Origin of the sequence: Salmonella sp. NW177 (assembly GCF_051811585.1) — a bacterium.
Lineage (GTDB): Bacteria > Pseudomonadota > Gammaproteobacteria > Enterobacterales > Enterobacteriaceae > Salmonella > Salmonella enterica.
In genome coordinates this window covers 22,890-36,435 of record NZ_JAMMZV010000008.1, presented here as the reverse complement: position 1 = coordinate 36,435, position 13,546 = coordinate 22,890, and the positions used below count along the sequence as shown (strand labels likewise).

Genomic DNA, 13,546 nt, shown 5'->3' with positions numbered 1-13,546 from the left:
GCGCTCGTTCACTCCAGTCACGTACTTATGTACGCTCCTGAAGATTCACTCTCTTGCCGCCTTGAGGCAACTCGAATGATTTTGAGTAAAGGTGTAATTTGTAGGCCTGATAAGATGCGAAGGCATCGCCATCAGGCAAAACATTATTCGTCGTGTGTGATGATCGCCGGGATGGTGTCATCTTTACGCAGCGTCAGAATTTCACAGCCGTTTTCCGTTACCACAATAGTATGCTCGTACTGAGCAGACAAGCTGCGGTCTTTGGTTTTTACCGTCCAGCCGTCTTTCATGGTGCGGATACGGTAATCCCCGGCGTTCAGCATCGGTTCAATGGTAAAGGTCATGCCAGGCTGCAACACGACGCCGCCATCGTCTGCATCATAATGCAGCACCTGCGGTTCTTCATGGAAGCCGCGACCAATACCGTGTCCGCAGTATTCACGTACCACGGAGAAACCTTCGCCTTCGGCATATTTCTGGATGGCGGCGCCAATGGTGCGCAGGCGGATGCCCGGTTTCACCATTTTGATGCCCAGATACAGGCTCTCTTGCGTGACGCGGCACAGACGCTCGCCCAGAATGGTCGGTTTGCCGACGATAAACATCTTCGAGGTATCGCCGTGGAATTCATCTTTAATCACGGTCACGTCGATGTTGACGATATCACCATCTTTCAGATGTTTCGCGTCATCCGGAATGCCGTGGCACACCACTTCATTAATAGAGATACAGACGGATTTCGGATAGCCGTGGTAGCCGAGGCAGGCGGAGATCGCGTGTTGTTCGTTAACGATGTAATCGTTACAGATACGGTCCAGTTCGCCGGTGGTGACGCCCGGTTTGATATACGGTTCGATCATTTCCAGCACTTCGGCTGCCAGACGGCCCGCGACGCGCATTTTTTCGATGTCTTCAGATGTCTTGATAGAGATAGCCATGAATTCTGTCCATCAGTGCCGATGATTTCGGCAATAATTGTGTAAGTGCTGACAATGGTATCAGTCAGGGGTGTACCCTGCCAAATTGAGAATCATTCTGAACTTCGCCTTTCGTGCCACAGGTGCGTTGGCGACATTTTTTCACCCCAGTCACTTATTGGCCGTAAGCTCCAGGGGATGCAAAAATTTGCCGCCTGCCTGTAACACGAAATTCATCGTTCAATTCAGCATTGAGTGCCAACAATTATTGGTGTCGGTGGCGTATTTGTGGTATAAAGCGCGCCGGACTTCCGATCCATTCGAAGACTACACACGATGGACGGGAGCGACAAATCTCACTTTGTGTAACAACACACACGTATCGGCACATATTCCGGGGTGCCCTTTGGGGTCGGTAATATGGGATACGTGGAGGCATAACCCCAACTTAATCTATAGAGGTTTTAAATCATGGCAACTGTTTCCATGCGCGACATGCTCAAGGCTGGTGTTCACTTTGGTCACCAGACCCGTTACTGGAACCCGAAAATGAAGCCTTTCATCTTCGGCGCGCGTAACAAAGTTCACATCATCAACCTTGAGAAAACTGTACCGATGTTCAACGAAGCTCTGGCTGAACTGAACAAGATCTCTGCTCGTAAAGGTAAAATCCTTTTCGTTGGTACTAAACGCGCTGCAAGCGAAGCGGTGAAAGAAGCTGCTAACAGCTGCGACCAGTTCTTCGTGAACCATCGCTGGCTGGGCGGTATGCTGACTAACTGGAAAACAGTTCGTCAGTCCATCAAACGTCTGAAAGACCTGGAAACTCAGTCTCAGGACGGTACTTTCGAAAAGCTGACCAAGAAAGAAGCGCTGATGCGTACTCGTGAGCTTGAGAAACTGGAAAACAGCCTGGGCGGTATCAAAGACATGGGCGGTCTGCCGGACGCTCTGTTCGTTATCGATGCTGACCACGAGCACATTGCTATCAAAGAAGCGAACAACCTGGGTATCCCGGTATTTGCTATCGTTGATACCAACTCTGATCCGGACGGCGTTGACTTCGTTATCCCGGGTAACGATGACGCAATCCGTGCTGTTAGCCTGTACCTGGGCGCTGTCGCTGCAACCGTTCGTGAAGGCCGTTCTCAGGATCTGGCTTCCCAGGCGGAAGAAAGCTTCGTAGAAGCCGAGTAATAAGGCTTGATAACTCCCTAAAATAGTTCGAGTTGCAGGAAGGCGGCAAGCTCGAGAATTCCCGGGGGCTTACATCAGTAAGTGACCGGGATGAGCGAGTGAAGGCAACGCGCCTGCGGCTCGAAATATGAAGGGGAGAGCCCTTATAGACCAGGTAGTATCACGTTTGGTTAGGGGGCCTGTATATGGCCCCCTTTTTCACTTTTATATCTGTGCGGTTTGATGCCGGGCAGATCAAATCTTTCGAGGATTTTAGAATGGCTGAAATTACCGCATCCCTGGTAAAAGAGCTGCGTGAGCGTACCGGCGCAGGCATGATGGATTGCAAAAAAGCGCTGACTGAAGCGAATGGCGACATTGAGCTGGCAATCGAAAACATGCGTAAGTCCGGCGCTATCAAAGCGGCGAAAAAAGCAGGCAACGTGGCTGCTGACGGCGTAATCAAAACCAAAATCGACGGCAACGTCGCTTTCATTCTGGAAGTTAACTGCCAGACTGACTTCGTGGCTAAAGATGCTGGCTTCCAGGCATTTGCTGACAAAGTGCTGGACGCCGCTGTTGCTGGCAAAATCACTGACGTAGAAGTTCTGAAAGCACAGTTCGAAGAAGAGCGCGTTGCTCTGGTAGCGAAAATTGGCGAGAACATCAACATTCGTCGCGTCGCTTCCCTGGAAGGCGACGTTCTGGGTTCTTACCAGCACGGTGCGCGCATCGGCGTTCTGGTTGCCGCTAAAGGCGCTGACGAAGAGCTGGTTAAGCAGCTGGCGATGCACGTTGCGGCAAGCAAGCCGGAATTTGTTAAGCCGGAAGACGTGTCTGCTGACGTGGTAGAGAAAGAGTACCAGGTACAGCTGGACATCGCGATGCAGTCCGGTAAGCCGAAAGAAATCGCAGAGAAAATGGTTGAAGGCCGCATGAAGAAATTCACCGGCGAAGTTTCTCTGACTGGTCAGCCTTTCGTCATGGAACCGAGCAAATCTGTTGGCCAACTGCTGAAAGAGCACAACGCTGACGTGACTGGCTTCATCCGCTTTGAAGTGGGCGAAGGCATTGAGAAAGTCGAGACTGACTTTGCAGCAGAAGTTGCTGCGATGTCTAAGCAGTCCTGATTTTCCTGAGGAGCCGCCTGAGGGCGGCTTCTTTTTGCGCCTCTCTTGTAAAATCAGCCGACGCCTGGCGTCTGCGCTGAAATGCGACGTACAATGTCGCCGGAATTAACTCATATCAATCGTTGACAGTCTCAGGAAAGAAACATGGCTACCAATGCAAAACCCGTCTATAAACGCATTCTGCTTAAATTAAGCGGCGAAGCTCTGCAGGGTACGGAAGGCTTCGGTATTGATGCAAGCATACTGGATCGTATGGCTCAGGAGATCAAAGAACTGGTTGAACTGGGTATTCAGGTTGGTGTGGTGATTGGCGGTGGTAACCTGTTCCGTGGCGCGGGTCTGGCAAAAGCGGGGATGAACCGCGTTGTGGGCGACCACATGGGCATGTTGGCCACCGTCATGAACGGCCTGGCAATGCGTGATGCGCTTCACCGCGCCTATGTGAACGCCCGCCTGATGTCGGCAATTCCTTTAAACGGCGTGTGCGACAACTACAGTTGGGCCGAGGCGATTAGCCTGCTGCGTAATAACCGTGTTGTGATTCTGTCTGCAGGTACGGGTAACCCGTTCTTCACTACCGACTCTGCGGCCTGTCTGCGCGGGATCGAAATTGAAGCGGATGTCGTACTGAAAGCGACCAAAGTGGATGGCGTATTCACTGCCGATCCGGCAAAAGATCCTTCCGCGACCATGTACGATCAGCTGACCTACAGCGAAGTGCTGGATAAAGAGCTGAAAGTGATGGATCTGGCGGCGTTCACGCTGGCTCGTGACCACAAACTGCCGATTCGTGTTTTCAACATGAACAAACCAGGCGCGCTGCGTCGTGTGGTGATGGGCGAAAAAGAAGGGACGTTAATCACGGAATAATTCCCGTGAGCGCCAAATACGGGTAAGATTCTGTTCTATTGACGGGTCTTATTACCTGGCAGAAATTAAACGAGACTATACTTAGCACATCTTTGTATTGTGTGACCGTCTGGTCTGACTGAGACTAGTTTTCAAGGATTCGTAACGTGATTAGCGATATCAGAAAAGATGCTGAAGTACGCATGGAAAAATGCGTTGAAGCGTTCAAAACCCAAATCAGCAAAGTGCGCACGGGTCGTGCTTCTCCCAGCCTGCTGGATGGTATTGTCGTAGAATACTATGGCACTCCGACCCCGCTGCGCCAGTTGGCAAGCGTAACGGTAGAAGACTCCCGTACCTTAAAAATTAACGTGTTTGACCGTTCTATGGGGCCAGCCGTTGAAAAAGCGATCATGGCGTCAGACCTCGGTTTGAATCCAAGCTCTGCGGGCACCGATATTCGCGTTCCGCTGCCGCCGCTGACCGAAGAACGTCGTAAAGATCTGACGAAAATTGTCCGTGGCGAAGCGGAGCAGGCGCGTGTCGCCGTTCGTAACGTCCGCCGTGATGCGAACGATAAAGTAAAAGCTCTGCTGAAAGATAAAGCGATCAGTGAAGATGACGATCGTCGCTCTCAGGAAGAAGTACAGAAAATGACCGACGCGGCAATTAAGAAAGTTGATGCGGCGTTGGCAGATAAAGAAGCAGAACTGATGCAGTTCTGATTGATCTGTACGCAGATATAAACTCATTCCACCGCTAAACCTGGCGGATGAGTGGTGTACAAAGCGCCGCGCAGAAGACATTATCAGGTCTCCTGTGCGGCGTTTTGCTTTTTATTCCGTTTCAACACTTCTGGACGTTTCATGAAGCAATTAACCATTCTGGGCTCGACCGGCTCTATTGGTTGCAGCACACTGGACGTGGTGCGCCATAATCCTGATAGCTTCCGCGTTATCGCGCTGGTGGCGGGTAAAAATGTCGCCCGCATGGCGGAGCAGTGCCTGGAGTTCTCGCCGCGTTATGCCGTGATGGACGATACGTCGAGCGCAGAACAGCTCAAAATAATGCTTCAGCAGCATGGCAGCCGCACCGAGGTTCTGAGCGGTCAGCAGGCTGCCTGTGAGATGGCGGCGCTTGATGAGGTCGGGCATGTGATGGCGGCCATTGTGGGCGCGGCTGGTTTACTGCCGACCCTGGCGGCGATTCGCGCAGGGAAGACGATTCTGCTGGCGAATAAAGAATCGCTGGTGACCTGCGGGCGGCTGTTTATGGACGAAGTAAAACGCAGCAACGCCCGGCTTTTACCCGTCGATAGCGAACATAACGCGATTTTTCAGAGTTTGCCGCAATCTATTCAGCATAATCTGGGATACGCTGACCTTGAGCAAAATGGCGTAACGTCGATTTTGCTTACCGGGTCTGGTGGCCCGTTTCGTGAAACGCCAATGTGCGATCTGGCAGCGATGACGCCGGATCAGGCATGTCGTCATCCGAACTGGTCGATGGGGCGAAAAATCTCCGTCGACTCCGCCACCATGATGAATAAAGGTCTGGAATACATTGAAGCGCGTTGGTTATTTAATGCCAGCGCACGTCAGATGGAAGTGTTGATCCATCCGCAATCGGTCATTCATTCGATGGTGCGTTATCAGGACGGCAGCGTCCTGGCGCAGCTTGGAGAACCTGACATGCGTACGCCTATTGCGCATACGATGGCATGGCCGAATCGCGTCACGTCCGGCGCGCAGCCGCTTGATTTTTGCAAACTCAGCGCGCTGACGTTTAGCGCGCCAGATTATCAGCGTTATCCATGCCTGAAGCTGGCGATGGAGGCGTTTGAGCAAGGTCAGGCGGCAACGACGGCGCTCAATGCGGCAAACGAAATCACCGTTGCCGCGTTTCTGGCGCAACAGATTCGTTTTACCGATATCGCCGGGCTCAATTTAGCGGTGCTGGAGAGGATGGATTTACAGGAACCGGCAAGCGTTGAGGACGTATTGCAGGTTGACGCCATCGCGCGTGAAGTAGCCAGAAAACAAGTGATACGGCTCTCACGCTGACGATTATCCCGCGACAGAAGATCGTGCTATTTGTTAGCGTTGGGCTTCGGTGATATAGTCTGCGCCACCTGATCGCAGGTTTTTGGCTTTTTTCGGTCAGGTTAGCCGTGGTTTTACACGGCTTTTTTGTGGATACACAAAATCATTCAGGACGCATCGGGACGGCAGGCGAATACGTTCCCGGCGTGCGCAGACAGCGCACGACAGGGGCGATGACGCGCAGTCATCCGCGAAGCGAATCGAAGAGAATGTGTATAAAGGCTTCAGTATTCCTGAGTACCGCTAAATCCTTTCAGGGACAAAAAACGCGTTATGTTGTCTGCAACTCAACCAGTAAGCGAAAATTTGCCAGCGCATGGCTGCCGTCATGTTGCAATAATTATGGATGGCAATGGTCGCTGGGCGAAAAAGCAAGGGAAGATCCGGGCCTTTGGGCATAAAGCCGGGGCGAAGTCCGTCCGGCGAGCGGTCTCTTTTGCTGCCAATAACGGTATTGATGCGTTAACGCTGTATGCCTTTAGTAGTGAAAACTGGAACCGACCGGCGCAGGAAGTGAGCGCGTTAATGGAGCTGTTTGTGTGGGCGCTGGATAGCGAAGTCAAAAGCCTGCACCGCCATAACGTTCGCCTGCGTATTATCGGCGATATCAGTCGATTCAACTCACGTTTACAAGAACGTATTCGCAAATCAGAAGCGCTTACCGCCCATAATACGGGTCTAACGCTGAATATTGCTGCGAATTACGGCGGACGTTGGGATATTGTCCAGGGAGTCCGACAACTGGCGGAACAGGTGCAGGCTGGAGTGCTGCGCCCCGATCAGATTGATGAAGAGAGACTAGGCCAGCAAATCTGTATGCATGAGCTGGCGCCTGTGGATTTAGTAATTAGGACTGGGGGAGAGCATCGCATTAGTAACTTTTTGCTTTGGCAAATTGCCTATGCCGAACTTTACTTTACGGATGTTCTTTGGCCCGATTTCGATGAACAAGACTTTGAAGGTGCGCTGCATGCCTTTGCTAATCGAGAGCGTCGTTTCGGCGGTACCGAGCCTGGTGATGACAAAGCCTGATGGGGGTTGCTTTTGCTGAAGTATCGCCTGATTTCTGCTTTTGTGTTAATACCCGCGGTCATCGCTGCGCTTTTTTTATTGCCGCCGGTGGGGTTCGCCATTATTACGCTGGTTGTCTGTATGCTGGCCGCGTGGGAATGGGGACAGTTAAGCGGTTTCGCCGCGCGTTCACAGCGGGTTTGGCTGGCGGTGCTGTGTGGTCTGTTATTGGCGCTGATGCTATTTTTGTTGCCTGAGTATCATCACAACATTCGTCAACCGCTGGTTGAGATGTCGCTTTGGGCATCGTTAGGATGGTGGGTTGTCGCGCTACTGCTGGTGCTATTTTATCCCGGTTCGGCGGCAATCTGGCGCAACTCAAAAACATTGCGTCTCATTTTCGGTTTGTTAACTATCGTGCCATTTTTCTGGGGCATGCTGGCGCTGCGCGCCTGGCACTATGACGAGAATCATTACAGTGGCGCAATATGGCTACTCTATGTCATGATCCTGGTCTGGGGAGCGGACTCTGGCGCGTATATGTTTGGTAAATTATTTGGCAAACATAAGCTGGCGCCGAAGGTTTCCCCGGGTAAAACCTGGCAAGGGTTTATCGGCGGGCTTGCTACGGCTGCCGTGATCTCATGGGGTTACGGTATGTGGGCGAATCTGAATGTTGCGCCTGTTATCTTGCTGATTTGCTCTGTAGTGGCGGCTCTGGCTTCTGTACTGGGCGACCTCACCGAGAGTATGTTTAAGCGCGAAGCAGGAATTAAGGATAGCGGCCACTTGATTCCAGGCCATGGCGGCATTCTGGACCGAATTGACAGCCTGACGGCTGCCGTACCGGTCTTTGCTTGCCTGTTGTTACTGGTGTTCAGGACGCTCTAACGGAAGGTTTTATGCTGAGTATTCTCTGGAATCTGGCTGCATTCATCATCGCACTGGGCGTGCTGATCACTGTGCATGAATTTGGTCATTTCTGGGTTGCCCGGCGCTGCGGTGTGCGAGTTGAGCGCTTTTCCATCGGTTTTGGCAAAGCGCTCTGGCGTCGTACCGATCGGTACGGCACCGAGTATGTCATCGCCCTGATCCCGCTGGGCGGCTACGTCAAAATGCTGGATGAGCGCGCCGAACCGGTAGCGCCGGAATTGCGTCGTCACGCCTTCAATAACAAAACGGTGGGCCAGCGCGCCGCAATTATTGCCGCAGGTCCGGTTGCGAACTTCATTTTTGCTATCTTTGCTTACTGGCTGGTCTTTATCATCGGCGTCCCTGGCGTTCGTCCGGTCATTGGCGAAATAACGCCCAACTCGATTGCTGCGCAGGCGCAAATTGCGCCTGGTACGGAACTTAAAGCCGTTGATGGTATCGAAACCCCTGATTGGGATGCCGTGCGTTTACAACTGGTGTCCAAAATTGGCGATCAGCAGACGACGGTGAGCGTCGCGCCGTTTGGTAGCGACCAGCGGCAGGACAAAACGCTTGATTTACGTCACTGGGCATTTGAGCCTGATAAGCAAGATCCTGTATCTTCTTTAGGGATTCGGCCCCGCGGGCCACAGATTGAACCGGTACTGTCAGAAGTGCAGGCGAATTCCGCAGCCAGTAAAGCGGGTTTGCAAGCGGGCGACAGGATCGTTAAAGTCGATGGTCAGCCGTTAACGCAGTGGATGAAATTCGTGACGTTTGTACGCGATAATCCCGGTAAGCCGTTAGCGTTAGAGATTGAAAGGCAGGGGAGCGCCTTGTCGTTGACGTTAACGCCGGATACGAAATCGGTTAACGGAAAGGCGGAAGGGTTTGCAGGCGTGGTGCCTAAAATTATTCCTCTGCCGGAAGAGTACAAGACTATACGCCAGTATGGGCCTTTTAGCGCCATCCTCGAAGCCACGGATAAGACGTGGCAGTTGATGAAGCTGACGGTCAGTATGCTGGGTAAATTGATAACCGGTGATGTGAAACTGAACAACCTCAGTGGGCCGATTTCTATCGCTCAGGGGGCTGGGATGTCAGCGGAGTTCGGGGTGATTTATTACCTGATGTTCCTTGCGCTAATCAGCGTGAACTTAGGGATAATCAACCTGTTTCCGCTGCCCGTTCTTGACGGGGGTCATCTGCTGTTCCTGGCGATTGAAAAGCTTAAGGGCGGGCCGGTATCCGAGCGGGTTCAAGACTTTAGTTATCGCATTGGCTCGATTTTGCTGGTGTTGTTAATGGGGCTTGCACTTTTCAATGATTTCTCTCGGTTGTAAGAGAGTTAGTTAGGAAGAACGCATAATAACGATGGCGATGAAAAAGTTGCTCATAGCGTCGCTGCTGTTCAGCAGCGCCACCGTATACGGTGCTGAAGGGTTCGTAGTGAAGGACATTCATTTCGAAGGCCTGCAGCGAGTCGCCGTTGGTGCGGCTCTCCTCAGTATGCCGGTGCGCACAGGCGACACGGTTAATGATGAAGATATCAGTAACACCATTCGCGCTCTGTTCGCCACCGGCAACTTTGAGGACGTCCGCGTCCTGCGCGATGGTAATACCCTTCTGGTTCAGGTAAAAGAACGTCCGACCATTGCCAGCATCACTTTCTCCGGGAACAAGTCGGTGAAAGATGACATGCTCAAGCAAAACCTCGAAGCGTCTGGCGTACGTGTTGGCGAGTCTCTGGATCGCACCACGCTGTCTGATATCGAAAAAGGTCTGGAAGACTTTTACTATAGCGTAGGTAAATACAGCGCCAGCGTTAAGGCGGTCGTCACGCCGCTACCGCGCAACCGTGTTGATCTTAAACTGGTGTTCCAGGAGGGCGTATCGGCGAAGATCCAACAGATCAACATCGTCGGTAACCATGCCTTTAGCACCGAAGAACTCATTTCTCATTTCCAGTTGCGTGACGAAGTGCCGTGGTGGAACGTCGTCGGCGATCGTAAATACCAGAAACAGAAGCTGGCGGGCGACCTTGAAACCTTGCGCAGCTACTATCTGGATCGCGGCTACGCGCGTTTCAATATTGACTCCACGCAAGTGAGTCTGACGCCGGATAAGAAAGGGATCTACATCACCGTCAATATCACCGAAGGCGATCAGTACAAGCTTTCCGGGGTTCAGGTGAGCGGTAACCTGGCCGGACATTCCGCTGAAATTGAGAAACTGACGAAAATTGAACCGGGCGAGCTCTATAACGGCACCAAAGTGACCAAAATGGAAGATGACATCAAAAAGCTTCTGGGTCGCTATGGTTACGCCTATCCGCGCGTGCAGTCACAGCCTGAAATTAACGATGCTGACAAAACCGTAAAACTGCGCGTAAACGTCGATGCGGGCAACCGTTTCTACGTGCGTAAGATCCGCTTTGAAGGCAACGACACCTCAAAAGATTCCGTTCTGCGCCGTGAAATGCGCCAGATGGAAGGGGCGTGGCTGGGCAGCGACCTGGTTGACCAGGGGAAAGAGCGTCTGAACCGTCTCGGCTTCTTTGAAACCGTCGACACCGACACGCAGCGCGTTCCGGGTAGCCCGGATCAGGTTGATGTGGTGTACAAGGTGAAAGAGCGCAACACCGGTAGCTTTAACTTCGGTATCGGTTACGGTACAGAAAGCGGCGTTAGCTTCCAGGCCGGCGTTCAGCAGGACAACTGGTTAGGTACCGGTTATTCCGTGGGGATTAACGGCACCAAAAACGACTACCAGACCTACAGCGAACTGTCCGTTACTAACCCATACTTTACCGTTGACGGCGTGAGCCTCGGTGGTCGTATCTTCTATAACGACTTTGAAGCGGATGATGCCGACCTGTCCGACTATACCAACAAGAGTTACGGTACGGATGTGACGCTTGGCTTCCCCATCAACGAGTACAACACGTTGCGTGCTGGTCTGGGTTATGTCCATAACAAACTGTCCAACATGCAGCCGCAGATCGCGATGGATCGTTATCTTGAATCGATGGGCGACCCTGATGCCAGCGATTTTGCTGCCGACGACTTCACCTTTAACTACGGCTGGACCTATAACAAGCTTGACCGTGGTTATTTCCCGACGGACGGCTCGCGAGTCAACCTGACGGGGAAAGTGACGATCCCAGGTTCCGACAACGAATACTACAAAGTGTCGCTGGATACCGCGACCTATGTGCCTATTGATAACGACCACAAGTGGGTGGTTCTGGGGCGTACTCGTTGGGGTTACGGCGATGGTTTAGGCGGCAAGGAAATGCCGTTCTATGAGAACTTCTATGCCGGTGGTTCCAGTACCGTGCGTGGTTTCCAGTCGAATACTATCGGCCCGAAAGCGGTCTATAAAAACGGCGCCCGCACTAGTGGGGGCGATAATGATGATTACGAAGACTGTACTCAGGAATCAGGCTGTAAATCAGATGATGCGGTAGGTGGTAATGCCATGGCTGTCGCCAGCCTGGAATTTATTACCCCGACGCCGTTCATCAGCGAAAAGTATGCCAACTCGGTTCGTACCTCCTTCTTCTGGGATATGGGTACCGTTTGGGATACGAACTGGGATCCGTCATCTGCGCCGTCAGATGTACCGGATTACAGCGATCCAGGCAACATCCGTATGTCCGCGGGTATCGCATTACAATGGATGTCCCCATTGGGGCCGTTGGTCTTCTCCTACGCCCAGCCGTTTAAAAAGTACGATGGAGACAAAGCCGAGCAGTTCCAGTTTAACATTGGTAAAACCTGGTAATTGTTCACTGCAAAGGAATGCATTGGTAGTGTAGCGATGACTTTTGGCGATGCCCCCAGGGATCGCCAGGCCACGCAAAGAGCTGTACCTTCGGGTGCAAATGGGATGGTAAGGAGTTTATTGTGAAAAAGTGGTTATTAGCTGCAGGTCTTGGTTTGGCGATGGTAACGTCCGCACAGGCTGCTGACAAAATTGCAATCGTCAACATGGGTAATCTGTTCCAACAGGTTGCGCAGAAGACGGGTGTATCCAATACACTGGAAAACGAATTTAAAGGCCGTGCGGCTGAACTGCAAAAAATGGAAACCGATCTGCAATCTAAAATGCAGCGTCTGCAATCCATGAAAGCAGGTAGCGATCGTACTAAGCTGGAAAAAGACGTGATGTCTCAGCGCCAGACTTTCGCACAAAAAGCGCAGGCTTTTGAGAAAGATCGCGCTCGTCGTTCCAACGAAGAACGCAACAAACTGGTGACTCGTATCCAGACTGCGGTGAAAAAAGTGGCTAACGACCAGAGTATCGATCTGGTGGTAGACGCAAACACCGTTGCTTACAACAGCAGCGATGTGAAAGACATCACCGCTGACGTACTGAAACAGGTTAAATAAGTAATGCCTTCAATTCGACTGGCTGACTTAGCAGAACAGTTGGATGCAGAATTACACGGTGATGGCGATATCGTCATCACCGGCGTTGCGTCCATGCAATCTGCAACAACAGGCCACATTACGTTTATGGTAAATCCTAAGTACCGTGAACACTTAGGTTTATGCCAGGCTTCTGCGGTTGTCATGACGCAGGACGATCTTCCTTTTGCCAAGAGCGCGGCGCTGGTAGTTAAAAATCCCTACCTGACCTACGCGCGCATGGCGCAAATTTTAGATACTACGCCGCAGCCCGCGCAGAATATCGCGCCAAGCGCCGTGATTGATGCGACGGCAACGCTGGGTAGCAATGTTTCAGTCGGCGCGAATGCGGTGATTGAATCTGGCGTACAACTGGGCGATAACGTGGTTATCGGCGCAGGCTGTTTCGTCGGAAAAAATAGCAAAATCGGGGCGGGTTCACGCTTGTGGGCGAACGTAACGATTTACCACGACATTCAGATCGGTGAGAATTGCCTGATCCAGTCCAGTACGGTGATCGGCGCGGACGGTTTTGGCTACGCTAACGATCGTGGCAACTGGGTGAAGATCCCACAACTGGGCCGGGTCATTATTGGCGATCGTGTCGAGATCGGCGCCTGTACCACCATTGACCGTGGCGCGTTGGATGATACTGTTATTGGCAATGGCGTGATTATTGATAATCAGTGCCAGATTGCACATAACGTCGTGATTGGCGACAATACGGCAGTTGCCGGTGGCGTCATTATGGCGGGTAGCCTGAAGATTGGCCGTTACTGCATGATTGGCGGCGCCAGCGTGATCAATGGGCATATGGAAATATGCGACAAAGTCACGGTAACTGGCATGGGTATGGTGATGCGTCCCATCACGGAACCGGGCGTCTACTCCTCAGGCATTCCGCTGCAACCCAACAAAGTATGGCGTAAAACTGCTGCACTGGTGATGAACATTGATGATATGAGCAAGCGTCTCAAAGCGATTGAGCGCAAGGTTAATCAACAAGACTAACGTTCCGCCTTGTAGTTGCCATTCTT

Annotated in this window: 12 protein-coding genes; 11 read left to right on the top strand and 1 reads right to left on the bottom strand. The window is 52.1% G+C overall.

Going from position 1 to position 13,546, the window contains the following annotated elements; all coding sequences use genetic code 11:
* Positions 1 to 143 precede the first annotated feature (143 nt).
* The gene (map, locus tag NA986_RS20010) at positions 144 to 938 is read right to left on the bottom strand and encodes a type I methionyl aminopeptidase (protein ID WP_001018214.1); all 795 of its coding nucleotides are present in this window, start codon (positions 936 to 938) and stop codon (positions 144 to 146) included.
* 450 nt (positions 939 to 1,388) lie between these two features.
* Here map and rpsB point away from each other — a divergent pair, with 450 nt between their 5' ends.
* The 11 genes from rpsB (at position 1,389) to lpxD (ending at position 13,520) form a co-directional block, all read left to right on the top strand.
* On the top strand, positions 1,389 to 2,114 hold the full coding sequence (rpsB, locus tag NA986_RS20005) for a 30S ribosomal protein S2 (protein WP_000246886.1): 726 nt from the start codon (positions 1,389 to 1,391) through the stop codon (positions 2,112 to 2,114).
* A 257-nt stretch (positions 2,115 to 2,371) separates the two neighbouring features.
* Entirely contained in the window at positions 2,372 to 3,223 is an 852-nt protein-coding gene (gene tsf / locus NA986_RS20000) for a translation elongation factor Ts (RefSeq protein WP_000808106.1), read from the top strand.
* 144 nt (positions 3,224 to 3,367) lie between these two features.
* Entirely contained in the window at positions 3,368 to 4,093 is a 726-nt protein-coding gene (pyrH, locus tag NA986_RS19995; protein WP_000224567.1) for a UMP kinase, read from the top strand.
* A gap of 146 nt (positions 4,094 to 4,239) precedes the next feature.
* Complete coding sequence (frr, locus tag NA986_RS19990) at positions 4,240 to 4,797, top strand: ribosome recycling factor (protein WP_000622423.1); 558 nt, start codon at positions 4,240 to 4,242, stop codon at positions 4,795 to 4,797.
* Positions 4,798 to 4,938: 141 nt separating this feature from the next.
* Positions 4,939 to 6,135: a 1-deoxy-D-xylulose-5-phosphate reductoisomerase gene (gene ispC / locus NA986_RS19985; RefSeq protein ID WP_000811905.1), complete on the top strand. Its 1,197-nt coding sequence runs from the start codon at positions 4,939 to 4,941 to the stop codon at positions 6,133 to 6,135.
* Positions 6,136 to 6,447: 312 nt separating this feature from the next.
* Positions 6,448 to 7,206: a (2E,6E)-farnesyl-diphosphate-specific ditrans,polycis-undecaprenyl-diphosphate synthase gene (gene ispU, locus NA986_RS19980; protein ID WP_000947413.1), complete on the top strand. Its 759-nt coding sequence runs from the start codon at positions 6,448 to 6,450 to the stop codon at positions 7,204 to 7,206.
* 12 nt (positions 7,207 to 7,218) lie between these two features.
* Entirely contained in the window at positions 7,219 to 8,076 is an 858-nt protein-coding gene (gene cdsA, locus NA986_RS19975) for a phosphatidate cytidylyltransferase (protein WP_000922422.1), read from the top strand.
* An 11-nt stretch (positions 8,077 to 8,087) separates the two neighbouring features.
* Positions 8,088 to 9,440, top strand: a complete 1,353-nt coding sequence (gene rseP, locus NA986_RS19970; protein WP_000949017.1) for a sigma E protease regulator RseP — start codon at positions 8,088 to 8,090, stop codon at positions 9,438 to 9,440.
* Positions 9,441 to 9,471: 31 nt separating this feature from the next.
* Entirely contained in the window at positions 9,472 to 11,883 is a 2,412-nt protein-coding gene (gene bamA, locus NA986_RS19965; RefSeq protein ID WP_001240923.1) for an outer membrane protein assembly factor BamA, read from the top strand.
* Between the two features lie 122 nt (positions 11,884 to 12,005).
* Positions 12,006 to 12,491, top strand: coding sequence for a molecular chaperone Skp (skp, locus tag NA986_RS19960; RefSeq protein ID WP_000758966.1), 486 nt, complete (start codon positions 12,006 to 12,008; stop codon positions 12,489 to 12,491).
* A gap of 3 nt (positions 12,492 to 12,494) precedes the next feature.
* A complete protein-coding gene (lpxD, locus tag NA986_RS19955) occupies positions 12,495 to 13,520 on the top strand; it encodes a UDP-3-O-(3-hydroxymyristoyl)glucosamine N-acyltransferase (RefSeq protein ID WP_001139265.1) in 1,026 nt (341 codons plus the stop codon).
* The last annotated feature ends 26 nt before the right edge of the window (positions 13,521 to 13,546 follow it).